A 24,232-nucleotide genomic window follows, 5' to 3' on the forward strand; every position below is an offset into this window, starting at 1 on the left:
CTTACGTCCAGCAATCCACCGGGATCGCGTCATGACGGTCGCCGTCTTCACCTTCTCGCTGCTGGGCGCCATGGCGCTGGGCATGCCGATCGCCTTTGCGCTTATCGTCTGCGGCGTGGCCCTGATGAGCACGATCGACATGTTCGACGCGCAGATCGTGGCGCAGAACGTCATCAACGGCGCGGACAGCTTTCCGCTCATGGCCATTCCCTTCTTCATGCTCGCCGGCGAGGTCATGAACAAGGGTGGTTTGGCCAAGCGAATCGTCAACGTTGCGCTCGTCGCGGTCGGCCATTTTCGCGGCGGCCTTGGTTACGTCACGATCCTCGCGTCCTGCATCCTTGCGTCGCTCTCGGGCTCCGCGGCAGCCGATGCCGCGGCACTGGCTGCCCTGCTGGTGCCGATGATGGTGGCGGCGGGCCACAAGAAATCCTATGCGGCGGGTCTGGTCGCGGCCGGCGGCATCATCGCGCCCGTGATTCCGCCCAGCATCGGATTCGTCATTTTCGGTGTCGCCGCGGGCGTGTCGATCTCGAAACTGTTTCTGGCCGGGATCGTCCCCGGGCTGTTGCTCGGGGCGGGGCTCTGCCTGGCCTGGTGGTGGGTGGTCCGCCAGGAGAACCTGACGCCCCCGCCAAGAGCATCGCTCTCGGAAATGGTGAAAGCGGTGGTCGACGGCTTCTGGGCGTTGATGCTGCCGGTCATCATCGTGGTCGGCCTGCGTTTCGGCATCTTCACGCCGACGGAAGCCGCAGTGGTCGTCGCCGTCTATTCGCTGTTCGTTGCGACCTGCATCTATCGGGAATTGAAGCTGTCGCAGCTTTACGAGGTGTTCGTCTCCTCGGCCTTGACGACGAGCATCGTCATGTTTCTCGTGGCAGCCGCGCTGGTGTCGTCCTGGCTCATCACCGTGTCCGAGATTTCGGCACAGATCGTCACCCTGCTCAAGCCTTTCATGGGCAACAACACGCTCCTGATGCTGGCGATCATGGTCGTGGTGGTGATCGTGGGGACGGCTCTCGACATGACGCCGACCATCCTCATCCTCACGCCGATCCTGATGCCGATCGTCAAGGCGGCGGGCATCGATCCCGTCTACTTTGGTGTCCTCTTCATCATCAATAATGCGATCGGCCTCATCACGCCACCGGTCGGTATCGTGCTGAACGTGGTTTGCGGCGTCTCCAGGATCAGCATGGAGGACATCATCAAGGGCGTCTGGCCCTTCTTGATTGCGCAACTGATCGTCCTGTTCGCGATGGTGCTATTCCCGGGGCTGGTGACGATCCCGGCCAAGTGGTTCAGCGGCTAGACGCGTCGGCAACAAAAGAAGGACAAGCGAAAATGGCCGCAAGGATCATGATCCTCAACGGACCCAATCTCAATTTCCTCGGCATCCGCGAGCCCCACATCTACGGCTCGACGACGCTCGGGGAGATCGAGGCGAGCTGCAAGGCGCTGGCCGACCAGCTCGGGGTTTCGATGTCGTTCCATCAATCGAACATGGAGGGCGAACTCGTCAGCCTGATCCAGTCCGCCCATGGCAACGCGGACGCCATCATCATGAACCCCGCGGCCTATTCATTCACCTCGATCGCGCTGATCGATGCGCTGAAGATTTTCGAGGGTGTAAAGATCGAGGTGCATATCTCGAACATCCACGCGCGGGACGAGCTGCACCGCCACTCGATCACGTCGAGCGCCTCCACGGCAGTCATTTGCGGCCTGGGTCCCTATGGTTATCTCGCCGCGATGCTCGCGGCGGTCCAACGGCTAGGGCAATTGCCTGCGACCATCGCGCCAGCTCTGCACGGGCTTGCGGCCGGCGGCAAGGCGTAGGCATGGAGGGCGGGATGCGCGGCACGGGATTTCTCGCCATCTGGAGCGACGTCGAGGCTCACGACCTGACCGACTACCGGCACTGGCTGACGCGTGAGCACACGACCGAGCGCGTGACGACGAAGGGCTTCCTGGCATCGCGTGTCTTCCGCGCGGCAAGGGACGACATCAACCGCTTCTTCATTCTGTACGAGCTGGGGACGCCGGAGGTCCTCGACGGCGAGGCTTATCTGGCGCGCCTCAACGCACCGACGCCGTGGTCCCGGCGCATCATGCCGAAGCTTGGCAATTTCATGCGGGGCGGCGGCGTCATGATTGCGCGGGGAGGGCGGGGCGAGGGCGCATCGATCGTGGCGCTGCGGATCGAGACGTTGCCGAAGGATCCCCAGGGTCTGGCTCAGGCGCTCGTTGCGTGCGACGGGGTTGCCGCGGTGCAGATCGGCGCGACCGACGAGGCGCGGACATCGGTGCGGACGACCGAGAAGGGCATGCGGAAGAACGAGGGCTTTTTCGCCGGACTTTTGCTGATCGAGGCGCTCGACGTCGCGTCGTTGCAGGGCGCCTTGCGGAAAGCCGCGGAAATTGCCCCCGACGTCATGGCCGGGGCGAGCGAGCCGGAAGTTTATCAAAGCATGTTTGCGCTCGAGGCCCGTATCGCAGATTTCGGCTGATGACAACGTTCTCGCTCGCCGCGGTGACTTGCTCGAGCTTGCGCCGCCTGCTGCCCGACGTCAGATTCGTCTGGATTGCCGGCTGACGTGGCATCCCGATACCTGAGGAACGCTCCGCGTCAGGAGTGCACCGCTCCATCCCGGGGCCTGTAAAAGGCGGCGAGAGCGGGCTTCGTTCGAGCTCGCGTGTTCGCCGCTCCGGGCTAGGAACTCTTGCGCACCATCGAGGCTTGACTCAGCGGGCCAGCGTCGCCGCCGATTTGCTGGCCTGCACGGCCCCGCCTCCAAGCCCCCATACCCCCCAGGGTGGGGCCGTGTCTCTTCGCAGGAGATGCAATGCCGGAGCCGACCGATCACGACATCAGAGAACGCGCGCACCGCTTGTGGGAACAGGCGGGCAAGCCGGAAGGCCGCGAGGACGAGTTCTGGCACGCGGCCGAGCAGGAGTTGCGCAACGAGGACAAGTCGAACCCGATGCGGACGCCGGATACGCTGTGACCAACAAGGGCTGCCCATTCTGCCACGGTCTGGGATGGGTCTGCGTAAACCATCCGCTCCGCGCCTGGAGCGAGGAATTGGGCGGCTGCCGCTGTGGTGAGGGCATGCCCTGCACCTGCAACACGACGGAAGATCCCGAAACAAGAGTGGTGATCGTCGAAGCTGACACGACCTGGCATTGAAGGCGGAACAGAAGCCTTCCAGCAGGAATTGAGGTTGTGAGCAGCACGGGCTGCGACGCAGGCCGGTGGCTACGGCGGGGTTTGCGGTGGATGAGCAGCAAAAGATAGAGCACCAGATCGAACTCGCAACGCGAGCGGCTGCGCTCGTTAAAGACGAAACCACCGTCCAGCGATTCAGGAGTTTCGCCGAGGAGCTGAAGCAAAAGCTCCTTCGCATGATGCGGCGCGGCAAGGTACGAGCGCGCGCGTACGAGCTCTGGGAGCAGGCCGGTCGCCCGGCCGATCGCGATGTGGAGTTCTGGGTCGAAGCGGAACGGCAGATCGAAGAAGAGCGCGATCAGCGGAGGTCCTCGGATTCAGAGAAACGATAGTAGCTGGCGCTGCCGGTAGCCACATCGGCAGCGAACAAGCTCGGCCGCGCGTTCCTGGACAGAGAAAAAGCCGCCGAGCTCTTCACCCTGGCGGCTTCAAAAGTTTCGTAGCTGTTGGTCGCCTCTCCAGCCTCATGCGTACCGCCGTTACCTTGTTTGCGGCCATGCAAGATCAATCTACGCGACGGCGCTCGATTCTGCTGTGACCTGAAGCACACATTGGAAGGACGATGTGTCGGGAAGCTTGGGAGGGCGCCGACTTTGATGGGACGGCCCCGTCATTGGCCTATGCGCCGGCCGCGACACCGAGGCGGCCTATGCCTGGAAGCTTCAGCGCGGGGCGGCGGATGTCGAGGCCGAGCACCGCGCCGAGGAAATTGATCTCGACCCCTTCGACCCAGCCGATGGTCATGCCGAGATAGCCCGACAGCGAGGCGTAGAGCCCGGTGCCGGACGCCGTGATGCCGGCCCAGCGTCCGCTGTAGGGAAAGTCCTTGCCGATAGCGGTCGGCGGCAGCACGGCACGCAGCTCGGGAACAGCATCCAGCGCCGCCTGCACGAAGGTGTTGGAATTCGGTCCCGGCCAGGCGCTGTAGTCGCCATAGGCGCGGAACTTGTAATTCTCGATGACGGCACGGATCTTCGGAATCAGCGCTTCGGCCCGCGCGCCATCGACGGCGACCACCGTTTCCGGGAGGGCTCCGAACCAGCGGCCGTCGGGCGGAAAGCCGTTGCTGCGAACAGGGTCGCCCCAGGCCGTGTAGTCGTATCGGCTATAGGTTGTGGCGCCCTTCTCCTTGACGACGATCCAGGTGTGGACGGCAAAAATACTGCGCCAGCGCACGGTGCGCGCGGCGAACACTCGGATCAGCGCATCCGGATTGGCCGATGCGGGCGGCAGCAGGCCGGCGCTGGAGCGATCCGCCGTCTGCCAATTGCCGCGGCCGTCGCCGCGCAAATAATAGCGGCCGGCCGACACGCCGATCGGCAGGAAGATCAGCAGCAGGAACAGAATCAAGGATTTCCTCAAGGGCAAACGGCGATCAGGCGGGACGATGCCACCAATATAGTTCGCAAGGCACGCCGCGCCAGCGCTCTCCTGCTCTTGCATTCGGGTGGTGCGGCCATATGTTGCCTCCATGAGGAAGTTGTCGCTCGTCGAGGACCAGGCCATCCAAGCGCGAATCGCGTACATCGCGGGCGCCGAGATTTTCGATCGCCTCTTCGCCGGCATCCGGTTCGACGAAATCGACGGCAATCTGCTGTTTGCCATTGCCAGCGACGAAGACTGCGCGGCCGAGATCGAGGACGAGTTCTCGCACCAGCTCGCTGTGGTCGCCACGCACATCCTCGCGCAGAGCGTGGACGTGGTCGTGGTGCTGCCGAAGGTTCTGCAATAGCCGCCTGCCCGTTAGCCTTCTGCCCGTTCAGGCCGCTTGCCTTTGCCCCCTGTCTCTGCTTTTCAACGCAATTGCAAAATTGTAATGACGTCAGTGGGCGCTCAAGCCCGAGGCGCGTTATCGACGGAGCTCGACGGGAGGGCTCGTCGTCGCTCGCCTCTATTTGCGAAACAAAGTTGGATACACATTGGCGCCCACCAGCAAAGCCCGGGCCACGACCGGCGCGATAAAGACAAAAAGCAAGAGCTCGACAAGCGTAGGCTCGATAAGCAAGAGCGCGAAGAGCACGAGTTCGAAAAGCAAGAGGTCGAAAAGTACCAGCTCGACAAGCAAGCGCCCGGACAAGAGCGCCTCGCGTTCCGCGGTCGCCTCCTCATCGCCGCTCGGCATGCTGGCGCTGCATCTGCTCGAGCAGTGGGAGAAGTCCGGCCGCGACGGCCTCGTCTTCCTCTGCGACGACGAGAGTAGGGCGGAGCGGCTGGGCGGCGTGATCCACGCCCTCGATCCCTCGGTCGACGTGCTGGTGTTTCCGCGCCTGAACACGCTGCCCTTCGACGGCCTCGAGCCCTCCCGCGAGATCGCGGGCCGGCGCAGCTCGGTGCTGCGGCGTCTCGCCAAGACAAAGAAGCCCGTCTTCCTGGTGTCCACCGCGGAAGCCATCATGGAACGGCTGCCGCTGCCGGCGAGCTGGTCGCGGTCGAGCCTCACGCTGAAGGTGGGCGCGCCCTATTCCGAGACCGAGCTGGAGACGCGGCTGGAAGCTCTCGGCTACGATCTCGACGAAGAGGCGGAGTATCCGGGCGGTGTCCTGTTCCATGGCAAGACGTTCGAAGTGTTTCCCGCCGGCGCACTCGCTCCCTTCCGGATCGAGCATTCCGGCGACACGATCCGCAAGATCGTCGCGGTTGATCCTATCGAGCACGAGGTCGTCTACGAGACCCCGGAATTGATCATAGATCCCATGTCCGAGCGGATCGCTCTGGGAGCTACGCGCGGACAGCGGGCGACACTGCCTGATTATTGCAGCCGCGCGCGATGGATCGCGGATGCCGGGGTATCGGCTCACGCCGAGAGCTGGCTGGGCACGATCGAGGACGCTGCCGGCCGCAGGGATGCGGAACGCGAATATCTGGGGCAGGCGGACTGGAAGCAGCTGAAGAAGCGCATCAGCGTGCTGCCGCGCAAGGCGGCCTTCATCTCGACGCCGGAGTTCTCGAAGCTGGCCTCGCCTCGCAAGGCGCTTCGCGCCTTCGTCGCCGACATGCAGCGCGGCGGATCGCGGCTGCTGTTCGTCGCGGCCGTCGAGGACGACCTTCGCGCGATGGAGCGAATGAGCGGCATCAAGGCGGAGCGCCTGGCCGATTGGAGCGAGGTGACGAAGGCACGGAGCCGCGAAGGCGCGCTGCTGGCCGATTTCGACGCGGGGTTCATTGGCGCCGGCCGCAAGCCGCTCGTCGTCGTGACCGCGTCCGACGTGCTCGGCAGCCGAGCCCATCATCCGCAGCCGATGGCGCGCGCCTGGAATCCGGCTTTCGATCATCCCGACGTGCCGGAAAAGGGCGCCGCTATCGTCCATCTGCAACGCGGGCTCGCCGTGCTCGATGGCTTGCAGACCCTGGATATGGGCAAGGGATCGCGACGCGAGATGATCAGGCTCAAATTCGCGGGCGACAATGCCGTGCTCGTACCGCCCTCCGATCTTGCCGTGATCTGGCCTTATGCCGGCGAGCCCGGGAAGCTGACGCTGGACAAGGCGGACGGCAGCAGCTGGTGGGCGCGGCGCACCGAGGCGGAAGCGGAAATCCAGGTCGCCGCCAAGGCGCTCGCCAAACACATCAGCCAGCGCCTCCGCCGTCGTGCACCCAAACTGGTGCCGCCGGGGCCGGCTTACGAAAAATTCGTCGCCCGGTTCCCCTATTTCACGACAGTGGACCAGGCCCAGGCGATTCAAGACGTCCTAGACGATCTTGCGGCGGGCCACCCCATGGACAGGGTGATCTGCGGTGACGTCGGCTTCGGCAAGACCGAGGTCGCGCTGCGGGCGGCGGCCGCAGTGGCGCTGTCCGGCAAGCAGGTGGCGATCGCGGCGCCGACGACCGTGCTGGCGCGGCAGCATGTCGAAACCTTCCGCAAGCGGTTCGGCCCTCTCGGCATCGAGGTGGGAAGCCTGTCACGAGCCAGTTCAGGCCCGGAGACGCGAGAGACCAAGGAGGGGCTGCGGCGCGGCATGCTGAAAGTCGTGGTCGGCACGCAGGCGCTTGCGGCAAAGGACGTGAAGTTCGCCGACCTCGGCCTCGTCATCATCGACGAAGAGCAGCACTTCGGCGCGGCCGAGAAGGCGAAGCTTTCAGGCCTCGCCAAGGGTGTCCATTCGCTGTGGATGAGCGCCACGCCGATCCCGCGCACGCTCGCGGCGGGTCTTGCCGGCTTCAGGGATCTTAGCGTCATCGCCTCGCCGCCGGTTCATCGCCTTCCCATCGTGACCAGGATCGCGCCGCTGTCCGATGCTGCCATTGCCGCAGCGCTGCTCCGTGAGCGCAGGCGGCACGGTCAGAGCTTCCTGATCTGCCCACGCATCCAGGATCTGGAGCCGATGCTGGCGCGGGTGCAATCGGTGGCGCCGGAGCTGCGCATCGTCTGTCTTCACGGCAGACTGCCCGTGGACGAGATCGACGATCGCATGATGAGTTTCGTCGATGGCGAGGCGGATGTGCTGCTGGCGACCAATATCGTGGAAAGCGGTCTCGATATTCCGCGCGCGAACACCATCGTGGTGTGCTGGCCCGAAAAGTTCGGGCTTGCGCAGCTGCATCAGCTCAGGGGACGGGTGGGACGCGGCGGCACGCGCGCTTTTGCTCATCTGCTCACGGAATCGACCTCGGAGCAGTCCGAGAAACGTCTGGCGGTATTGGAGGAGTTCAGCAAGCCCGGGGCCGGCTTTGCGATCAGCGAGCGCGACCTCGACCTCAGGGGCGCCGGCGATCTGTTCTCGGAACAGCAGTCCGGCCACGTCCAGGTGTTCGGACCCGTGCTCTACAGTCATCTGCTGAAGCGGGCGTCCGAGCGAGGCAGCGATACCGGGGCCGATCTGTGGGTGCCCGATCTCAATATGCCGCTGGCCGACATGCTGCCTGAAGGCTACGTGCAATCGGAAGCGGTCCGGCTCGAGATCTATGGCCGCGCTGCCAGGTGCCGAAGCGACGACGATCTGGAAGATCTGGAGGAGGAGATCTCGCGTCGTTTCGGCAGGCTGCCGCCGGAGGCCCGCGACTTCTTCGCATCCGCCAGGCTCCGGATCGATTGCAAACGGCGCGGCATCGTCAGGCTCGATGTCGGGCCCGAGGCCGTCGCCGCGACATTCCTGCCGGGGCGGCTGCGGAAATTCAGGGGAAAGTCCGAGGCACGATCGCTGCAGCGCGACGGCGACCGCGTTGTTCACGCCGGCCGCCGCGACCAGGATCCGTTCAGCCGGGTCGAGGAGTTTCTCGACCTGCTGGACGGCTAGGGATCATTCGGTCTGCTCGACTGCCGCGGGCATTTTCGCCACCGACATCAGCGAGCGAGCCACCTGGTTGAGAAGCTGATCGGCGTTCTCCTCCTCGGCGAGCGATTTCGACAGCAGGGCGACAATGGCACTGTGGCGAAGCTGCTGGGCGAGGTTGCGCGCCGTGGTATAGCCCGCGATCTCGTAATGCTCGACGCGCTGCGCTGCGCCGATCAGGGCGAGGTCGGCCGCCGCGTCCTCCTTGTCCTCGCCCTCGGCCATGATCTCCTGGCCTTCCTCGACGAGGCCCATCATGCCCTTGCAGGGCTTGGCGCGGGCGGATTTACCGAGCATTTCGAAGCATTCGTTGATGCGCTCGACCTGCGCTTCGGTCTCGGCGAGGTGCTGCTCGAACAGCTCGCGCAACTGATCGAAGCGGGCGGCCTCCGCCATCTTGGGAAGCGCCTTGGTCAATTGCTTCTCGGCATGCAGGATATCGCGCAGCTCGTTGATGAGCAGATCGCCGAGACCCGCTTCGTCCGCGGGCGGCGAGCTCTCGGTGACGATGGCCGAGGCCGGACCCGGTTCGCCCGCCTGGATCGCCGGCGACTCCGTGAACACCCAGTCGCCGCCCTCGTTCCACGGGCCGCGCGTGTCGATCTCGCCATGGTCGCCGGCGCCGGTGGAATCGTTGAAGAACTGGTCCACGAGGCCGGGCGTCGGCGCGATGCGGCCGATGCTGAACGCTGGCTTGCCCATGCTCTCGAGCGCGAGCGCGAACGCCTTCATGTGCGTGATCTCGCGGGTCATCAGGAACTGCAGCGCGTCCTTGCTGCCGGCGTCGTCGCAGAAATTGATCAGCCGCTCGTAGACGATCTTGGCCCGCGCCTCCGCGGCGATGTTGCTGCGCAGATCGACGTCAAGCTCGCCGGTGATCTTCAGATAGTCGGCGGTCCAGGCATTGCCCTGGGAGTTGAAGAGATTGACGCCGCCGCCGCCGGCGATGGCGATGAGGGGATCGGCTTCGGCCGCCTGGCGGTCGAACTTCGACGGCTTGAGATGCATCCGCGCCAGCGTGCCGACCACTTCCAGATGGCTGAGCTCTTCGGTGCCGATGTCCATCAGCAGGTCCTTGCGATCGGGATCCTCGCAGTTCAACCCCTGGATCGAGTACTGCATCGCGGCGGCGAGCTCGCCATTCGCGCCGCCGAACTGCTCCAGCAGCATGTTGCCGAAGCGGGGATCCGGCTCGTCGACGCGAACGGTGAACATCAGCTTCTTGACGTGGTGATACATGGTGGGGACTCTCGTATTGGGAGGACAGGAAAGAGGATGTCTTCCGAACGGGCGGCTTTAGCGTTCGTTCCTCGCGAAACGACCTGCGCCGATGATATCGGGCGCAGGTCGTTCGAAGTCGATCGGCAGGATTGTGGGCGTATTCGTTTAGCGTTGGTCCGGACGCTTGGCGGGCGGCCCATTCTTGTTGCCTGGCGCGCCCTGAATATTCGACGGGTCCTGCGACTGCACGGCGGTGTTGCCAGTGGAGCTCGTCGAACTCGATCCAACGGTCTCACCAGGCTTTGCGGCCGGCCCGTTCTTGTTGCCGGGCTGCCCGGCAATGCCGGCACCCGAATTCTGCGCGCTCGGCGCGGACGAAACGTCAGGCTTGCTGGCCTGCGCCCAGGCTGCTCCAGGCAGCGCGAGAGCGGCGAGGATAACGGCACCTGTGAACTTCATCTCGGTGTTCTCCGACTGATGCCCCATCTACTCGAACGCCGATAACCTGCGTGCGTTCCCTGTCGTCATCAACTCGAAAGCGTCGGCTCACCGTGTCACGACCAACTACCCCGGCAGCGGCGCCTCCACGACGTCCAGCAGCGCGCCGAGGCCCTGGCGCAGGCGGCGCGTGGCGATGGTTTCGGTGGCGAGACCGAACACCACGAGGGATCGCCCCGTCATCGCATAAACGTGCCCGAACTCGAATGCGGGCATTTGCCCCTCCGGTTGATTGGTGTCGATCAACCCGATCCAGCTGCGTCCCTCGGCGACTGCGGGCAAGGTGAAATTCACGACGTCGTAATGGGCGTTGTAGATCAGCAGCATGGTTGCGTCCGAGCCGCGGCGCTTAATCCCGGTCTCCTGGGCGCGGCCGTCGAGCAGCAGGCCGAAACATTTGGCGTTACCGTCCTGCCACTGGTCCGTCGTCATTTCCTCCCCGGACGGCGCGAGCCACGTCACGTCCTTCACGTCCAGCTCTTCATTGTGGGAGCCGACCAGGAACCGGCTGCGGTAAAGAATCGGAAATGCCTTGCGCGTGGCGATCAGCTTGCGCGTGAATTCGCGCAGGCTGCGGCCATTTGCGGTGATGCGGAGCCAGTCGAGCCATGTGGTCTCGTTGTCCTGGGCGTACGCGTTGTTGTTGCCGTGTTGGGTGTGTCCGAATTCGTCGCCGGCAAGCAGCATAGGCGTGCCGTGCGACAACAACATGGTCGCCAGCAGATTGCGCTTCTGGCGCTCGCGCAGCGCCGTGATGTCCGGATCGTCCGTCGGTCCCTCGGCGCCGCAATTCCAGGAATGATTGTCGCTGTGGCCGTCGCGATTATCCTCACCATTGGCTTCGTTGTGCTTGTCGTTGTACGAGACGAGGTCATTGAGATTGAAGCCGTCATGGGCTGTGACGAAGTTGACGCTGGCCCATGGCCGGCGGCCGCGCTTGTTGAAGAGATCGCCGGATCCGGACACGCGCTTGGCGAAGTCCGCGATCGATCCCTCATCGCCCTTCCAGAAGGCGCGCACGGTGTCCCTGAACTTGTCGTTCCACTCCGCCCATCCCGGCGGAAACTGACCGACCTGATAGCCGCCCGGACCGATGTCCCAGGGCTCGGCGATCAGCTTGACGCTGGAAAGCACGGGGTCCTGCCGGCAGGCATCGAGGAAGCCGCCGCCTTCATCGAACCCGTAAGGTTCGCGCGCCAGGATGGTGGCGAGATCGAAGCGGAAACCGTCGACCCGCATCTCGGTCGCCCAGTAGCGCAGGGAATCCGCGACCAGTTGCAGCACGCGTGGATGCGACAGGTTCACCGTGTTCCCGGTACCGGTGTCGTTGATGTAGTAGCGCTGCTGGTCCGGCAGCAGGCGGTAATAGCTGGCGTTGTCGATGCCCTTGAACGAGAGGGTTGGGCCGAGCTCGTTTCCTTCAGCGGTGTGATTGTAGACGACGTCGAGGATGACCTCGACGCCATGGGCGTGGAACTGGTTGACCATGGCCTTGAATTCGTTCGCGAACGGCGTCCTGAGGTAACGCGGCTCCGGCGCGAAGAAGGCAAGGGAGTTGTAGCCCCAGTAATTGCGCAAGCCTTTCTCGACCAGATAGCTGTCGTCAACGAAGGCATGGATCGGCAACAATTCTGCACTGGTAATGCCAAGCGAGCGCAGGTAGGCCGGAACTTCCGAGTGCGCGAGACCGGAGAACGTGCCGCGGTCTGCGTCGGGCACCAGCGGATGCAACTGGGTAAACCCCTTGACGTGCATCTCGTAGACGATCGTCCGCTCCCACGGCACTTCCGGCTTGCGCGCGGCGCCCCAGGTGAAGGCCGGGTCGATGACACGGCATTTCTGCATCAAGGGCGCGCTGTCGCGTTCGTCGTAGGAGAGATCCTTGTCGGCATGGTCGAGCTGGTAGCCGAACAGCTCCGGTCCCCAGCGCAACCGGCCGACCAGCTGCTTGGCGTAGGGATCGAGCACGAGCTTGTTGGGATTGAAGCGGTGTCCAGCGTCGGGTTCGTAGGGGCCATGGACGCGGTAGCCGTAGACGGTGCCGGGGCGGGCCGAGGGCAAATAGCCGTGCCAGACTTCGTCGGTATATTCGGGGAGTTCGATCCGCTCCAGTTCGGTTTCGCCGCTGTCGTCGAACAGGCAGAGTTCGACCTTGGTGGCATGGGCTGAAAACAGCGCGAAATTGACGCCGAGCCCGTCCCAGGTGGCGCCGAGCGGAAACGGCTTGCCCTCGCTGATGCGGGAGCGGCGCAGGCTCGAGGCCGCCCGCGTCAGGGTGTCGTCTGAATGTACCGTTTGATCCATCGCTGCCCCCGAATAGCCCCTGAAGAATTTGGTGAGGTTGCCGTCACTTCCGCGTCGCCTGCTCGCCGACGGTCGCAGAAGTAATCACCGCGACAGGAGGCACATCGTCCGGCTTCGGCAGCGTGGTTGCCCTTTGCAGCGCCGCCTCCTTGCTGATAGCCGCAATCGAGTTGCCAATCCGCTCGACGATGCTGGTCAGCTCTGCGTCGGATAGTCCGAGACGCTTTCTGACAAGGCGCACCTGAGTACGGTCGGCCAGGTCGAGCTTGTTGCGGATCGGCTGTGGCTTCGAGCGGCGCATGACGAAAACTCCCGTGTGGAGTTGCAACCGTCGCCCCGGCGATTCCGTTCCCTGTTTGCAACAGTGATCTTCCCCAACCCATCGTCGCCGCACCTCGGCCCAAAAGTGCACACAACGCACATGGCGCATCGGTGTGGCGCCGGCCTGAGGAACGAATGCCCACATCTCGGCTTCTCCCGTTGAGCATGCTCAAGCGATCGTAAAATCGAGCCTCGCGAAGCGTGCCGTAACTTCCAGCCATGCACGCAAAGGCGGCCAGGTTTGAGTCACAGTTTGGGAATGGCTGGGCCAGCGCGACACCACGGCCCTCGATGCCTCGACCACGGGGTCTGCTTCAATCTGTGGGCGCCGACGGCGCAATCGGTCGAATTGCTCGAAGCCGGCCGGCCGCCACTCCGGATGATGCGCGACCACGATGGCTGGTACCAGGCGTTGAGTCCCGCCGCGCATGTCGGCACGCGCTATCAGTTCAGGATCAACGAAGACCTGGTCGTTCCCGATCCCGCCTCGTTCTTCCAGCCGGACGACGTCGGGGCCCCGAGCGAGGTGGTGGACACTGCGGCGTTCCGAGACTCGGTGCTCTATCCCGGCCGCCCTTGGGCGGAGGCCGTGATCTACGAGTTGCACGTCGGCACCTTCAGTGAGGAGGGCACCTATGCCGGCGTCGAGAAGAAGTTGCCCTATCTGCGCGATCTCGGCATTACCGCAATCGAGCTGATGCCGCTCAATGATGTCCCCGGCCGGCACAATTGGGGCTATGACGGCGTGCTGCTGAATGCGCCGAATGCGCGCTACGGCAGGCCGGAAGACCTCAAGCGGCTGTTACGCGCGGCGCATGCCCTCGACATCATGGTCTATCTCGATGTTGTCTATAACCATTTCGGACCGCAGCTGAACTATCTGCACCTCTATGCGGAAAGTTTCTTTACCGCGCGCCACAGCACCGGCTGGGGCCCTGCCGTCAACCTCGAGGGACACGACGGCGCGTTCGTGCGCGAGTTCCTGATCGAGAACGCGTTGATGTGGCTGCGCGACTACGGGTTCGACGGCTTGCGGCTCGACGCCGTTCACGCCCTGAAGGACGATTCCGACCGCCATTTCCTGATCGAGCTTGCCGAGACGGTTCGCAGTCAGCTGCCGGACCGGCGCGTGCATCTGATGCTGGAGAACGAGGCCAATCAGGCCCGCCTGCTCGACCGTGCTCAGGGGCGAACCCGGCTCTATGACGCGCAATGGGGCGATGATTTTCACAACGCGCTCCACGTCCTGTTGACGGGCGAGGACGAAGGCTATTATCGCGCGTTCGCAGACAGGCCGCTTGAACATCTCGCGCGAGCGCTCACCGAGGGCTTTGCCTACCAGGGCGAAATCTTTCCGCTGCATGACGAACCGCGCGGCGAGCCGAGCGCGCATCTGCCGCCTGATGCCACCATCTTCTTCGCCCAGAACCACGACCAGATCGGCAACCGCGCGCTCGGGGAGCGGCTTTCCGCGCTGGTCGGTCCGGAGAAGCTGGACCAGGCCATGGCACTGGTTCTCTTGAACCCGCATATTCCCCTGTTGTTCATGGGTGAGGAAGCCGCGGCCGAGACGCCATTCCTGTTTTTCGCAGACTGGTCCGGCGAAGCTGCCGAGCTGACGCGGGAAGGGCGGCGCAAGGAGTTCGCGCACTTCAAGGCGTTCTCGACGCCCGGCATGCGCGCCAGGATTCCGGATCCGTGCGATGAAAAAACCTTCGGGGCATCGAAGCTCGACTGGGCCGGCATCGACCGCTCTCCCGCCAGCGCCAGGTTTCGCGGCCTCACAGCCCGATTGCTGAAGATACGGCGCGAGAAGATCGTTCCGCTGATCAAACGGGGTTTCGTTTCGGCTCATTGCAGGTTGCTGGGGGAGAACCAGCGTAAGGGCGGCCTGGATGCCCGTTGGCGGACGCAGAAGGGAGACATCTTGCAGATTGTTGCCAATTTCGCCGACCACGAACTGCCCATGCCGGCGCTGGTCGCGGGCGAGAGCCTATGGCGATTGGGCGCCGCCGACGCGCCAGCGCTGTTGCCGAGCGACATCATCGTGCGGCTTGGCCACGAGGCGTGATGGAACCGCGAGGAACGCTTCCGAAAGCTTTCCGTTAGCGGAGTAAATCCCTGGAGCCACTCCATGACCGAATATCCAAAGCCGCCTTATCCGTCCCAGCAGCAATCGATGCCCGGTTCGACCCGCGCGATGAATCCACGACCGGATCACGGCGAAGAGAGTTACAAGGGCTCCGGGCGACTGTCCGGAAAGAAGGCAATCATCACCGGTGGCGACAGTGGCATCGGCCGCGCGGTCGCGATCGCCTATGCCCGGGAAGGTGCCGACATCGTCATCGCCTATTTGAACGAGGACGAGGATGCCGCTGAGGTCAAGACGCTGGTGGAGCGCGAGGGACGCAAGGTCGTCCTGATCCCCGGCGACATCCGCAATCCCGATCATTGTCGCGCGATCATCCAGCGCACCGTCGAGGCGTTCGGCGCAATAGACATCCTCGTCAACAACGCGGCGCATCAGGACACGTTCAAGGAGATCGCTGAGATCAGCGACGAGGAATGGCAGCGGACGTTCGAGACCAACATTCACGCCATGTTCTATCTCACCAAGGCTGCGGTCCCCCACATGCGCCCGGGAGCGGCGATCATCAACACCGCGTCGGTGAACTCCGACATGCCGAATCCAACCCTGCTGGCCTATGCCACGACCAAGGGCGCCATTCAGAACTTTACCGGCGGCCTTGCGCAGATGCTGGCGGCAAAGGGCATTCGGGTCAATGCGGTCGCTCCGGGTCCGATCTGGACGCCGCTGATTCCGTCGACGATGCCGGAGGACAAAGTCAAGAACTTCGGCAAGCAAGTGCCGATGCAACGGGCCGGCCAACCGGCCGAACTTGCGACCGCCTATGTCATGCTCGCCGATCCACTCTCGAGCTACACGTCGGGAGCGACCCTGGCGGTCACCGGCGGCAAGCCGTTCATCTGACCGAACCTGCAACGAGAACGTGGCAGCCCCGCGGGTGGGGCCGCCACGTCTAGTACGTCTTCACCAGCACGCCTTGACCAGCAGGTCTCGATCAAGCCGCGCTGGACGCCTTGGCATTGACGCCCTTGCGAAGCGCCACGGTGTTCAGCTTGGTGTTGGCGGCCTTCTCTTCGTTCAGGTTCGTCGTGAGGAAGCGCACGATGTCGTCGTGCCCGAGTTCCTCCGCCCATGCGATCAGCGTGCCGTAGCGGCACATCTCATAATGCTCGACGGCCTGTGCGTTGGCCACGATCGCGGCATCGAGCACGGCCTTGTCCTCGATTTCGCCCGCGGTCTCATCGGCCTCCTTGATGAGGCCGTCGATGGCGGGACAGTGTGTCCCGCTGGGCTCCTTGCCGAGCTTCGCGAATGCCTTGCCGAGCCTGTCGACCTGCTTGTTGGTCTCCTCCAGATGGGCTTTCAAGCCGGCGGCAAGGTCCCTGTTTGTCGCCTTCTCGATCATCTTCGGCAGAGCCTTGAGGATCTGCTGTTCCGCGTAATAGATATCCTGCAGGCCGTGCAGCAGCAGGTCTTCCATCGATTTGATGTCCTTGGTGAAGAATCCCATAAACGACGTCTCCTTTGACAATGATGGAACTGGAACGCTGCACAGCCCTAGCTGTTCCATTCCCGTGATCAGATCAGGAGAGCCGAATGAGCGATGGTGCGGATCATCTTGCGGGCTTGCTCGGACGAGCGGCCATGGACGTGTGGGGTGACATGCCTCGCGACATCCAGGAAGCGCTGTTCGAGACCGCCATGAAGGGGCGTCCTGCGGAGCGGGAAGAGCTCGCGCGACTGCTGCACGAGCGGCATCCCCGTACGCTTCATCCGGCACGGCCTGGCTGAGCCGCGGCAGGAACGATTGTGTCAGAAGCCGATTTGTAAAATGGGCGAGGCGCGGTGAATGGGATTGACGAAGCCCGTGAGCCGTAGCTCGCCCAGGATCAAATCGGTGAGTCGATCGGCGTGACTGAAATGATGATCGGAAAATGGTACGACCCGATCTCCCAGCGATGGATCGTGCCTCGCGAGGAACGTCCGGTGGCGGACTATTCGCAGTCCAACCCGGAGAAGGGGCCGGAAAGCAGCGCATCGCGCGAGGCGCAGCGGATCTGGGACCTGTTGGTCGATTGCTGCGCGCGCGGTTGATTTCCGAGCCGCACCATCATTCGCTTCTACTTGGCAATTCAGAGAGTGATGACATAGACCGCGAAGGCAATGATGAGCGCCAGGCTTACGACGGCGGTGCTGATCAATATCTTGCCCATGGCGCGTCCGTGCTGTCTCGCCGCGTCAATGTAACAGCCGCCATTTTCGTTCCGGAGCGGCAGGTGAAGGTGGCTCCCACTGTTCACATGTGAACAAAGGGTGTCGGCACCAATGGCGTGAACTATATCATTTGATACAGACATGGCTGCGCTCGCACTTATCATCGGCAATCCGGAAAGGCACCGCATGGTGCCATGAGATGGAGACCCGATCGTGCTCAGGCGGCGTCGCGTTCAGCAAACCACCACTCTGCAAGAACGGCTTGCGGAGTTCACCAGGACCATCCGTGAAAAGGCCGAGGCGTTGCCCGACGGCAAGGAGCGGGATGAGCTGATGAAACGGCTCAGAAGCGCCGACGCGGCGTCAAACCTCGACCGTCAATTCGCCGGCAGGGATTGAGCTGGTGGTCTGCCGAGGCGGAGTTTGCGCGTTCAGCCTCTCCGGCGTCAGCTGCGATACCAACTCGCCAGATTCCAGGTCGTGACGTCCCATCCCGACATGTCGACCATGAGGTTGTTGACCCCTGCGTTGACGATGTTGCGGGATAGAAGCGGCAGGAACACGTTGGCCTCGCAAAAGGTTTCGTCGACCTTGATCAGCAGCGCGGCCCGCCTGACCGGATCAAGCTCGTTCTGCGCAGACTTGTAGGCCTTGTCGGCCTCGGGATCGGACCAGCGCGAGACGTTGCGGCCGAGCCATTTGTTTTCCTTGTTGGAGATCTCCCAGGAGACGCACTGGTTCAGGAAGCGCTCCGGGTCGGGCTGCGGCTGCGTGGTGTTGTACATCTCCATGTCGGCATAGAACTTAGAGTAGGTGTCGGGGTTGCCGACGTCGGACGAGAAGAACACCGATGCCGTGACCGCCTTGATTTCGATCTCGATCCCGGCCTTCTGGCAGGCCTGCTTGATGATGGCCTGCGTCTTCTGACGCGGCGCATTGGTCGAGGTCTGGAAGACGAATTTGAGCTTCTTGCCGTCTTTCTCGCGGATGCCGTCCGCGGCCTTGGCCCAGCCGGCCTCGTCGAGGATCTTGTTCGCCTTGTCGACGTCGAACTCGTATTTCAGCTTCGGCGACTTGAACTGTTTGGGCGCGTTGACGAAGCTCGCGGTGGCGACGCCGCCGCGCCCGTAAATGAATTTCTGAATCGACTCGCGGTCGATCAGCAGATTGATCGCGCGGCGAACGGCGGGATCGGACAGCGTCGGGTGCTTGGTCTTGGGGCTTGAGCGCTCGCCGTCCACCTCGGTCCAGGGGTCCGTCGTGTTGAGGATGATGAATTCGACGTTGCCTGATGGCGTGACGTCGAGCTTGCCCTTGCCGCTGGCCTCCATGCGTTTGAGGACCTCCTCCTCCACCTGCATGTTCCAGGCATAGTCGTATTCGCCGGTCTGCAGCACGGCGCGAGCCGCGGACACCGCATCGCCACCGCCCTTGATCTCGAGCGTGTCGAAATGCGGCTGGTTCTTGACGTGATAGTCGGGATTGCGTTCGGCCCGGATCAGGTCACCCGGCTTGAACTCGACGAATTTGTAGGGACCAGTGCCGACCGGCTTCAGATTGCCGGGCGCTTCGCGCGACTTCGCGCCGACATAGTCGCCGAAATGATGTTTCGGCAGGATCGGACCGACCGAGCCGACGAAGGGATCGGCCCAGAACGGCGTCGGCGCCTTGAACAGCACCTTGACGGTGTGGTCGTCGATCTTCTCGACCGTGATGTCTTTGTAAGACCCCGTAGTGTACGCCGCCGTGGCGAGATCCGAGGCGTATTGCCAGGTGAACACGACGTCGTCGGCGGTGAAGGGCTTGCCGTCATGCCATCTCACGCCCTGCTTCAGTTTCCAGGTCACGCTCAGGCCGTCCGGCGAAAGGCCGCCGTTCTGCTTGGACGGAGCCTCGGCCGCGAGGCAGGGGACGAGGTTGCCGTCCTTGTCCCAGCCGGCGAGGGGCTCGAAGAAGACGCGCGAGGCGATCTGGTCCTTGGTCCCGAGCGCGAAATGCGGATTGAGCAGTGTAGGGGCCTGCCAGAGCAGGATTTTGAGTGGGCCGCCGCCGGCGGCCTTGGTCGGCTTGTAGGGCAGGGTGGCGTCCGCCATCGCCACGTCGTTCCAGACCAGGATCTGGCTCGCGACAGGCGCCGCGATCCCGATCGCAGCCATCGTCTGCATGAACGAGCGTCGCGACAGGGTGCCCTGCTGCACCTCAGTGATGGACTTGCGGATTTCGTTCTCGTTCATCGGATGATCCCCCACTTCAAGGACAAGTCGTCACCGGCCAAGGCCCATCATGTTTGATCATGGGCGAGGCGGCAATGCCACCAAGGTCAGAAAACCCTGCGGCGAAATGACGAATGTGCGGGGAGAGGTCTGACGCCCGGATGGAGCCGAGCGCAACCAGGATAAGTCCAGCCGCGCTGGCGGCGCCCCGGATTGCGCATCGCTCCATCGGGCTACGGGCAACGATCCGTGGGTTTTGTCGTGACGCGTCTCACGCTTGCGCAGATGCATTCGTTCCCCGCATGCCGTCGAACGGAGAAGCGTCGTCCGCGTCAATCGGTCAATATGGATTTACATTTCATTGATTTCGCGCCGCGGAGAAGCGAATACGGTTCCAATCATTGCCGAGTCATGGAGACCAAGATGTCGTTCTGTTCCACCCTGATCCTTGCGACCGTGCTCGCCGTCTGGTCGGCCGCCGCTTCAGGCGAGACCATCAAGATCGGCGTGACGCCGGGGCCGCACGCCCAGATCTTCGAGGCGGTGAAGCCGATCGCCGCCAAGCAGGGTCTCGACATCCAGCTCATCGAATTCTCCGACTACGTCGTGCCGAACGCAGCGCTCGATGCCGGTGAGATCCAGGCCAATTCGTTCCAGAACCAACCATATTTGGACAATCAGAAGGCGGACCGTGGCTACAAGATCGAAGCCGTCGGCCTGACCGTGAATTTCCCGATCGGCGTCTATTCCAAGAAGCACAAGGCCTTCGCCGATATCCCCGAGGGCGGCAAGGTCTCGATCCCGAACGATCCGACCAATGGCGGCCGCGTGTTGCTGCTGCTGCGCGACCAGGGCGCGATCAAGCTGAAGGACGGCACGGATTTCAAGCCGACGGTGCTCGATATCACCGAGAATCCCAAGAAGCTGAAGTTCATCGAGGTCGACGCGGCGCAGGCGCCGCGCGCGCTCGACGACGTCGACGCCGCCGCGATCAACACCAATTATGCAACCCAGGCTGGCCTCGATCCCGTCAAGGATCCGATCCTGCGCGAGGACCCGAAGGGTCCCTACGTCAATCTCATCGCCGTTCGCACGGTCGACAAGGACAAGCCCTGGGTCAAGATCCTGGTGGACAGCTATCACACGGCGGAGGTCAAGGAGTTCATCCTGACCAAGTTCAAGGGCGCGGTTCTGCCGAGCTGGTAGGCAGTCTGCCCAGCCAAAGTTCAGCTCAGGGCGATCCCGGCGGGCGGGCTTGCGTACTAGCCCTGCGCAATGCCCGCTTGTCTGGAGCTGCGGCAACCGACATCATCGGGACCTATCCTCGTCCGACAGGGGTCGTATGAAACGCTTAGCAAACCTGAAACGCCTGGGGTTTTTCACACGGCTTCTCGACGAGGCCCCGCCGGCCGACCGATATCGCTTCGCGGCCGAGCAGATCGTGCGCGCCGAGACGGCGGGCCTCGATTCCGCGTGGATCGCGCAGCACCATTTCCACGAGCGCGAGGGCGGCCTGCCGTCCCCCTTCACCTTCCTCGGTTATGTCGCAGCCCAGACCTCGCGCATCAGGCTCGGCACCGGCATCGTCACCTTGCCGCTGGAGAACGCGGTGCGGGTGGCGGAGGATGCCGCGGTGCTCGATCTGCTCTGCAACGGTCGCTTCGAGCTCGGTGTCGGCACCGGCGGCAATCCCTCGGCCTTTGCCGCCTTCGGCCTCGACAGCGCCCAGCGCAACGAGATCTTTGCGCGCAATCTGGACGTCGTTCGCACCGCGTTGGTCGGCAAGCCGCTCGAAGGTGGTGACACGCTCTATCCGCAGCGGCCGCAATTGGACGACAGGATCTGGCAGGCGACGTTCTCTGTCGCGGGCGGCGCGCGTGCCGGCAAGGCAGGCGATGGCCTGTTGCTGTCGCGCACCCAGCCTCGAACCAAGGAGGCGCCGAAGGCAACGCTCGCCGAGATTCAGAATCCGGTGATCGATGCCTATCTCGAGGCGCTGCCGCCGGGACGGGAGCCCCGCATCATGGCCTCGCGCACCGTCTTCGTTGCCGACGACCGGACTGAGGCGATGCGTCTTGCCGATATCGGCCTGCGGCGCGCGCTCCCGCAATTCCTCAAGGGCGGCCACGCCAAGCCAGGCGAAACGCTCGAGGAGATGATCGCGGCGTTCGACACCCATGTCGGCGCGGCCGACGACGTCACCGCTTCGCTCCGCGCCGACGCCACGCTGGAGCGGGTGACCGATCTCGTCTTCCAGGCGCATTCGGTCGATGCCCCGCATCCCCATATCCTGCGCTCGATCGAGCTGGTGGCGGAGAAGGTCGCGCCGGCGCTGGGCTGGGCGCGGACGGCGCCCGACGTGGCGCTGGCGGGATAGTCGGAATGAACGGAATCGCGTTGCACGAGGCTGCAAGAGGCTGAATGATGGCTACGAAAGATATCATCGACACGCTCGCCGGGATCGAACCGGGTTCGGCTCTGGACGGCATTCGGGCCAAGCGCATCCAGGCGCGCGACAATGCGCAGAAGAGCTATCTCTCGCTGTTCGAGCCGATCGACGCCGGCGATGTCTCGCTGGTGGAGCGCGCCGCGGTCGCGCTCTTCGTGATCGGGCTTCACCGCGAGCCCACGATGGCCGGCTTCTATCGGGCGAAGTTAGCTGCGACCGCCGATGGCGCGCGCCTGGTCGAAGCTGTCGATGTCGAAATCGCGCGGGGCGAGACCTCGGGCCCCTACGGTGCCTTTCCAGCCGGCCCCCTGTCTGTCGAAAACAAGGCCGGCTTGATCTACCGCGTCAGCGCGGAGCGCAAGCCCGATCTCGGGGACCGGCTCGCTGCGGCGTTCGAACATGCGCATCTGCTGGTGTTCCGCCCGCGCGATGCGGCCGCCGCCGACATGAAGGCTCTGCTCGCCGCCGGTTGGTCGAACACCGGAATCGTCACGTTCTCTCAGCTCGTTGCGTTCCTGTCGTTCCAGGTGCGCGTCGTCACCGGACTGCGCGTGCTCGGTGCCTCGCTCGGGCGCACCACGAACGCCGCGGCCGGCGCGTAAGGAGGCTGCATCATGAGCGCTGCAAACAATGCCAATCCGCCCGTCGTCTTCACCCAGGACGAACTGGGCTGGGTGTCCTGGATCGACCCGCTGCTCGAAGCCGAGCTGACCGAGCGGCATTTCGCGGGCCTCGTCGATCGCTCCCGTTCCAAGTCCGAGTATTTCCGCCTGCTGGTGCGCGATCCCGAGGTGCTGGAGGCCCGCACCAAGACCGACAAGGACATCTTCTACAACGTCGCCGACGGCCTGCCGCGCGCCGAACGCGAGCTCGCGGCGGCTGCGACCTCGCGCTACAACGGCTGCATCTACTGCGCCTCCGTGCATGCGCGGTTCGCCAGCACCTATTCCAAGCGCCGCGACGATGTGCAGCGCCTGCTCGACGAGGGCGTCGGCGCCGATCTCGGGGAGCGCTGGAATGCGGTCGTCAAGGCCTCGGTGGCGCTGGCTGCGACGCCGATCGCGTTCGGCCCCGACAATATCGATGAGCTGCGCCGCGCCGGTCTCGACGATGCCGAGATCGTCGATGTCATCAACGGCGCGTCGTTCTTCAACTGGGCGAACCGGCTGATGCTGTCGCTCGGCGAGCCCTCGAAAGATAGCTGATCTCACCGGCATGGAAATTGCTAGTTGTTTCAACGCTTGACAGGATGGAGCCGTCCATGAGCAACATCGATCGTCGTACCCTGGTCAAGGGCTCGCTTGCCGCCCTGATGGCGGGGGCAGCCTTCTCGCGCGCCGCGCTTGCGCAATCGTCCGAACCGATTTTGCTGGGCGTCAGTGGTCCGTTGACCGGGCCGAACGCACAATATGGCACGCAGTGGAAGCAGGGCTTCGATCTCGCGCTCGACGAGATCGAGGCAGCGGGCGGCATCAACGGCCGCAAGCTCGCCTATAATTTCGAGGACAGCCAGAGCGACCCGCGCCAGTCGGTGGCGATCGCCCAGAAATTCGTCTCCGATCCCAGGATTGTCATGGAGCTCGGCGACTTCTCCAGCCCCGCCTCGATGGCGGCCTCGCCGATCTATCAGCGCGGCGGGCTGGTGCAGTTCGGATTCACAAATTCGCATCCCGATTTCACCAAGGGCGGCGACTTCATGTGGAGCACCTCGGTCAGCCAGGCTGACGAGCAGCCGCTGCTGGCGGCCTATGCCGTCAAGCGCCTCGGCCTGAAGAAGCTCGCCGTGCTGCACCTCAACACCGATTGGGGCCGTACCAGCCGCGACTATTTCGTTAAGGCCGCGAAGGAGCACGGCGCCGAAATCGCCGTCACCGAAGGCTACATCGCGGAGGAGCGCGACTTCCGCTCCACGCTGGTGCGTGTCCGCGACGCCAATCCCGACGGGCTGATCCTGATCTCCTATTATTCCGACGGTGCGCTGATCGCGCGCCAGGCGCGCCAGGTCGGGCTGAAGCAGGTGATCTGCGCCGCGAGCTCGGTCTACTCGCCGAAATTCCTGGAGCTCGGCGGCGAGGCCGTCGAGGACGTCCATGTCGGCACGCGCTACTTCCCGGAAGACCCGCGCCCCGAGGTGCAGACGTTCATCGCCGGCTTCAAGAAGAAATACAACGGGGTGGAGCCCGACGCGTTCAACGCCTACGCCTATGACGCGATGAACATGGCGGCCGCCGTGGTGAGGATCGGCGGCGCCGACCGGCGCGCGATCCGCGACGCCTTCACGAAAGTGAAGGACGTCTCGAGCGTGATCTTCGGCAAAGCGACGTTCGACGTCGAGAGCCGGCGCGTCAAGGGCGCCATGAATGCGGAGCTCGTCGTGCGCAAGGGCCAGTTCGCCCTCTGGGACGGCAAGCCGACCTGAGG

Annotated in this window: 26 protein-coding genes; 18 read left to right on the forward strand and 8 right to left on the reverse strand. The window is 63.8% G+C overall.

Annotated elements, in window-relative coordinates; all coding sequences use genetic code 11:
• The first annotated feature begins 31 nt into the window (after positions 1 to 31).
• From IVA93_RS07520 to IVA93_RS07540, 5 genes are all read left to right on the forward strand, one after another.
• Positions 32 to 1,312 (forward strand): TRAP transporter large permease subunit, encoded by a 1,281-nt coding sequence (locus IVA93_RS07520; protein WP_018453917.1) that lies wholly within the window; start codon positions 32 to 34, stop codon positions 1,310 to 1,312.
• Between the two features lie 32 nt (positions 1,313 to 1,344).
• The gene (locus IVA93_RS07525; protein WP_026232626.1) at positions 1,345 to 1,839 is read left to right on the forward strand and encodes a type II 3-dehydroquinate dehydratase; all 495 of its coding nucleotides are present in this window, start codon (positions 1,345 to 1,347) and stop codon (positions 1,837 to 1,839) included.
• A gap of 14 nt (positions 1,840 to 1,853) precedes the next feature.
• Positions 1,854 to 2,510: a hypothetical protein gene (locus tag IVA93_RS07530; RefSeq protein ID WP_026232627.1), complete on the forward strand. Its 657-nt coding sequence runs from the start codon at positions 1,854 to 1,856 to the stop codon at positions 2,508 to 2,510.
• A gap of 336 nt (positions 2,511 to 2,846) precedes the next feature.
• Positions 2,847 to 3,008 carry a DUF2934 domain-containing protein gene (locus IVA93_RS07535; protein WP_018453920.1) on the forward strand — a complete coding sequence of 54 codons (162 nt, stop codon included), beginning with the start codon at positions 2,847 to 2,849 and terminating at the stop codon, positions 3,006 to 3,008.
• Positions 3,009 to 3,276: 268 nt separating this feature from the next.
• Positions 3,277 to 3,561, forward strand: a complete 285-nt coding sequence (locus tag IVA93_RS07540; protein ID WP_039798852.1) for a DUF2934 domain-containing protein — start codon at positions 3,277 to 3,279, stop codon at positions 3,559 to 3,561.
• Between the two features lie 286 nt (positions 3,562 to 3,847).
• Here the strand turns inward: IVA93_RS07540 and IVA93_RS07545 are convergent, their stop codons facing one another.
• Positions 3,848 to 4,579, reverse strand: coding sequence for a DUF3750 domain-containing protein (locus IVA93_RS07545; protein ID WP_018453922.1), 732 nt, complete (start codon positions 4,577 to 4,579; stop codon positions 3,848 to 3,850).
• Between the two features lie 121 nt (positions 4,580 to 4,700).
• Between IVA93_RS07545 and IVA93_RS07550 the strand changes: the two genes are divergently transcribed.
• Positions 4,701 to 4,961, forward strand: coding sequence for a hypothetical protein (locus IVA93_RS07550; RefSeq protein WP_007595982.1), 261 nt, complete (start codon positions 4,701 to 4,703; stop codon positions 4,959 to 4,961).
• 159 nt (positions 4,962 to 5,120) lie between these two features.
• On the opposite strand, the gene IVA93_RS07555 is transcribed toward IVA93_RS07550, so the two are convergent.
• Positions 5,121 to 5,351 carry a hypothetical protein gene (locus IVA93_RS07555; RefSeq protein ID WP_018453923.1) on the reverse strand — a complete coding sequence of 77 codons (231 nt, stop codon included), beginning with the start codon at positions 5,349 to 5,351 and terminating at the stop codon, positions 5,121 to 5,123.
• On the opposite strand from IVA93_RS07555, the gene IVA93_RS07560 reads away from it, so the two are divergent.
• Positions 5,350 to 8,466: a DEAD/DEAH box helicase gene (locus IVA93_RS07560; protein ID WP_018453924.1), complete on the forward strand. Its 3,117-nt coding sequence runs from the start codon at positions 5,350 to 5,352 to the stop codon at positions 8,464 to 8,466. The two genes, IVA93_RS07555 and IVA93_RS07560, sit on opposite strands and share 2 nt — an antisense overlap.
• A 3-nt stretch (positions 8,467 to 8,469) precedes the next feature.
• Here IVA93_RS07560 and IVA93_RS07565 read toward each other — a convergent pair whose 3' ends face one another.
• The 4 genes from IVA93_RS07565 to IVA93_RS41125 form a co-directional block, all read right to left on the reverse strand.
• Positions 8,470 to 9,741 (reverse strand): DUF892 family protein, encoded by a 1,272-nt coding sequence (locus tag IVA93_RS07565; protein ID WP_018453925.1) that lies wholly within the window; start codon positions 9,739 to 9,741, stop codon positions 8,470 to 8,472.
• 147 nt (positions 9,742 to 9,888) lie between these two features.
• Positions 9,889 to 10,182, reverse strand: coding sequence for a hypothetical protein (locus IVA93_RS07570; protein ID WP_026232628.1), 294 nt, complete (start codon positions 10,180 to 10,182; stop codon positions 9,889 to 9,891).
• Between the two features lie 105 nt (positions 10,183 to 10,287).
• Positions 10,288 to 12,525, reverse strand: coding sequence for a glycogen debranching protein GlgX (gene glgX, locus IVA93_RS07575; protein WP_018453927.1), 2,238 nt, complete (start codon positions 12,523 to 12,525; stop codon positions 10,288 to 10,290).
• A 43-nt stretch (positions 12,526 to 12,568) separates the two neighbouring features.
• The gene (locus IVA93_RS41125; RefSeq protein ID WP_371258499.1) at positions 12,569 to 12,991 is read right to left on the reverse strand and encodes a DUF3606 domain-containing protein; all 423 of its coding nucleotides are present in this window, start codon (positions 12,989 to 12,991) and stop codon (positions 12,569 to 12,571) included.
• A 114-nt stretch (positions 12,992 to 13,105) separates the two neighbouring features.
• On the opposite strand from IVA93_RS41125, the gene treZ reads away from it, so the two are divergent.
• Together treZ and IVA93_RS07590 are read left to right on the forward strand one after the other, a co-directional pair.
• Positions 13,106 to 14,917 (forward strand): malto-oligosyltrehalose trehalohydrolase, encoded by a 1,812-nt coding sequence (treZ, locus tag IVA93_RS07585; protein ID WP_247337722.1) that lies wholly within the window; start codon positions 13,106 to 13,108, stop codon positions 14,915 to 14,917.
• A 63-nt stretch (positions 14,918 to 14,980) separates the two neighbouring features.
• Positions 14,981 to 15,838: an SDR family oxidoreductase gene (locus tag IVA93_RS07590; RefSeq protein ID WP_018453930.1), complete on the forward strand. Its 858-nt coding sequence runs from the start codon at positions 14,981 to 14,983 to the stop codon at positions 15,836 to 15,838.
• A gap of 91 nt (positions 15,839 to 15,929) precedes the next feature.
• On the opposite strand, the gene IVA93_RS07595 is transcribed toward IVA93_RS07590, so the two are convergent.
• Entirely contained in the window at positions 15,930 to 16,445 is a 516-nt protein-coding gene (locus IVA93_RS07595) for a YciE/YciF ferroxidase family protein (protein ID WP_018453931.1), read from the reverse strand.
• A gap of 86 nt (positions 16,446 to 16,531) precedes the next feature.
• Between IVA93_RS07595 and IVA93_RS07600 the strand changes: the two genes are divergently transcribed.
• The 4 genes from IVA93_RS07600 (at position 16,532) to IVA93_RS07615 (ending at position 17,548) form a co-directional block, all read left to right on the forward strand.
• A complete protein-coding gene (locus tag IVA93_RS07600) occupies positions 16,532 to 16,726 on the forward strand; it encodes a hypothetical protein (RefSeq protein WP_007614011.1) in 195 nt (64 codons plus the stop codon).
• 120 nt (positions 16,727 to 16,846) lie between these two features.
• Positions 16,847 to 17,029 carry a hypothetical protein gene (locus IVA93_RS07605; RefSeq protein WP_143273038.1) on the forward strand — a complete coding sequence of 61 codons (183 nt, stop codon included), beginning with the start codon at positions 16,847 to 16,849 and terminating at the stop codon, positions 17,027 to 17,029.
• Positions 17,011 to 17,241 (forward strand): hypothetical protein, encoded by a 231-nt coding sequence (locus IVA93_RS07610; RefSeq protein ID WP_157642902.1) that lies wholly within the window; start codon positions 17,011 to 17,013, stop codon positions 17,239 to 17,241. The genes IVA93_RS07605 and IVA93_RS07610 overlap by 19 nt, the downstream gene beginning before the upstream one ends.
• Positions 17,242 to 17,362: 121 nt before the next feature.
• Positions 17,363 to 17,548, forward strand: coding sequence for a hypothetical protein (locus IVA93_RS07615; RefSeq protein WP_018453934.1), 186 nt, complete (start codon positions 17,363 to 17,365; stop codon positions 17,546 to 17,548).
• Positions 17,549 to 17,595: 47 nt separating this feature from the next.
• On the opposite strand, the gene IVA93_RS07620 is transcribed toward IVA93_RS07615, so the two are convergent.
• Positions 17,596 to 19,383, reverse strand: a complete 1,788-nt coding sequence (locus IVA93_RS07620) for a peptide ABC transporter substrate-binding protein (RefSeq protein WP_018453935.1) — start codon at positions 19,381 to 19,383, stop codon at positions 17,596 to 17,598.
• A gap of 390 nt (positions 19,384 to 19,773) precedes the next feature.
• Here IVA93_RS07620 and IVA93_RS07625 point away from each other — a divergent pair, with 390 nt between their 5' ends.
• The 5 genes from IVA93_RS07625 to IVA93_RS07645 all read left to right on the forward strand — a co-directional run bounded on the left by IVA93_RS07625 (position 19,774) and on the right by IVA93_RS07645 (position 24,230).
• Positions 19,774 to 20,568, forward strand: coding sequence for a MetQ/NlpA family ABC transporter substrate-binding protein (locus tag IVA93_RS07625; protein WP_018453936.1), 795 nt, complete (start codon positions 19,774 to 19,776; stop codon positions 20,566 to 20,568).
• Positions 20,569 to 20,704: 136 nt separating this feature from the next.
• Entirely contained in the window at positions 20,705 to 21,739 is a 1,035-nt protein-coding gene (locus IVA93_RS07630) for a putative FMN-dependent luciferase-like monooxygenase (RefSeq protein WP_018453937.1), read from the forward strand.
• 47 nt (positions 21,740 to 21,786) lie between these two features.
• Entirely contained in the window at positions 21,787 to 22,413 is a 627-nt protein-coding gene (locus tag IVA93_RS07635) for a CMD domain protein (protein WP_026232630.1), read from the forward strand.
• Positions 22,414 to 22,425: 12 nt separating this feature from the next.
• Positions 22,426 to 23,016, forward strand: a complete 591-nt coding sequence (locus IVA93_RS07640) for an alkylhydroperoxidase domain protein (RefSeq protein WP_018453939.1) — start codon at positions 22,426 to 22,428, stop codon at positions 23,014 to 23,016.
• Between the two features lie 56 nt (positions 23,017 to 23,072).
• Positions 23,073 to 24,230 (forward strand): ABC transporter substrate-binding protein, encoded by a 1,158-nt coding sequence (locus IVA93_RS07645; RefSeq protein WP_026232631.1) that lies wholly within the window; start codon positions 23,073 to 23,075, stop codon positions 24,228 to 24,230.
• Positions 24,231 to 24,232: the final 2 nt, after the last annotated feature.

The organism is Bradyrhizobium sp. 155, from assembly GCF_023101105.1.
Taxonomy (GTDB): domain Bacteria; phylum Pseudomonadota; class Alphaproteobacteria; order Rhizobiales; family Xanthobacteraceae; genus Bradyrhizobium; species Bradyrhizobium canariense_D.

Excerpts from the sequence above, each read along its gene's own strand:
- glgX (WP_018453927.1), bottom strand. The coding sequence starts at position 12,525 with ATGGATCAAACGGTACATTCAGACGACACCCTGACGCGGGCGGCCTCG.
- IVA93_RS07555 (WP_018453923.1), bottom strand. The coding sequence starts at position 5,351 with ATGCCGAGCGGCGATGAGGAGGCGACCGCGGAACGCGAGGCGCTCTTG.
- IVA93_RS41125 (WP_371258499.1), bottom strand. The coding sequence starts at position 12,991 with ATGTGGGCATTCGTTCCTCAGGCCGGCGCCACACCGATGCGCCATGTG.
- treZ (WP_247337722.1), top strand. The coding sequence starts at position 13,106 with ATGGCTGGGCCAGCGCGACACCACGGCCCTCGATGCCTCGACCACGGG.
- IVA93_RS07530 (WP_026232627.1), top strand. The coding sequence starts at position 1,854 with ATGCGCGGCACGGGATTTCTCGCCATCTGGAGCGACGTCGAGGCTCAC.
- IVA93_RS07600 (WP_007614011.1), top strand. The coding sequence starts at position 16,532 with ATGAGCGATGGTGCGGATCATCTTGCGGGCTTGCTCGGACGAGCGGCC.
- IVA93_RS07525 (WP_026232626.1), top strand. The coding sequence starts at position 1,345 with ATGGCCGCAAGGATCATGATCCTCAACGGACCCAATCTCAATTTCCTC.
- IVA93_RS07625 (WP_018453936.1), top strand. The coding sequence starts at position 19,774 with ATGGAGACCAAGATGTCGTTCTGTTCCACCCTGATCCTTGCGACCGTG.
- IVA93_RS07535 (WP_018453920.1), top strand. The coding sequence starts at position 2,847 with ATGCCGGAGCCGACCGATCACGACATCAGAGAACGCGCGCACCGCTTG.
- IVA93_RS07630 (WP_018453937.1), top strand. The coding sequence starts at position 20,705 with ATGAAACGCTTAGCAAACCTGAAACGCCTGGGGTTTTTCACACGGCTT.
- IVA93_RS07570 (WP_026232628.1), bottom strand. The coding sequence starts at position 10,182 with ATGAAGTTCACAGGTGCCGTTATCCTCGCCGCTCTCGCGCTGCCTGGA.
- IVA93_RS07645 (WP_026232631.1), top strand. The coding sequence starts at position 23,073 with ATGAGCAACATCGATCGTCGTACCCTGGTCAAGGGCTCGCTTGCCGCC.
- IVA93_RS07640 (WP_018453939.1), top strand. The coding sequence starts at position 22,426 with ATGAGCGCTGCAAACAATGCCAATCCGCCCGTCGTCTTCACCCAGGAC.
- IVA93_RS07620 (WP_018453935.1), bottom strand. The coding sequence starts at position 19,383 with ATGAACGAGAACGAAATCCGCAAGTCCATCACTGAGGTGCAGCAGGGC.
- IVA93_RS07520 (WP_018453917.1), top strand. The coding sequence starts at position 32 with ATGACGGTCGCCGTCTTCACCTTCTCGCTGCTGGGCGCCATGGCGCTG.
- IVA93_RS07560 (WP_018453924.1), top strand. The coding sequence starts at position 5,350 with ATGCTGGCGCTGCATCTGCTCGAGCAGTGGGAGAAGTCCGGCCGCGAC.
- IVA93_RS07595 (WP_018453931.1), bottom strand. The coding sequence starts at position 16,445 with ATGGGATTCTTCACCAAGGACATCAAATCGATGGAAGACCTGCTGCTG.
- IVA93_RS07635 (WP_026232630.1), top strand. The coding sequence starts at position 21,787 with ATGGCTACGAAAGATATCATCGACACGCTCGCCGGGATCGAACCGGGT.
- IVA93_RS07550 (WP_007595982.1), top strand. The coding sequence starts at position 4,701 with ATGAGGAAGTTGTCGCTCGTCGAGGACCAGGCCATCCAAGCGCGAATC.
- IVA93_RS07565 (WP_018453925.1), bottom strand. The coding sequence starts at position 9,741 with ATGTATCACCACGTCAAGAAGCTGATGTTCACCGTTCGCGTCGACGAG.
- IVA93_RS07590 (WP_018453930.1), top strand. The coding sequence starts at position 14,981 with ATGACCGAATATCCAAAGCCGCCTTATCCGTCCCAGCAGCAATCGATG.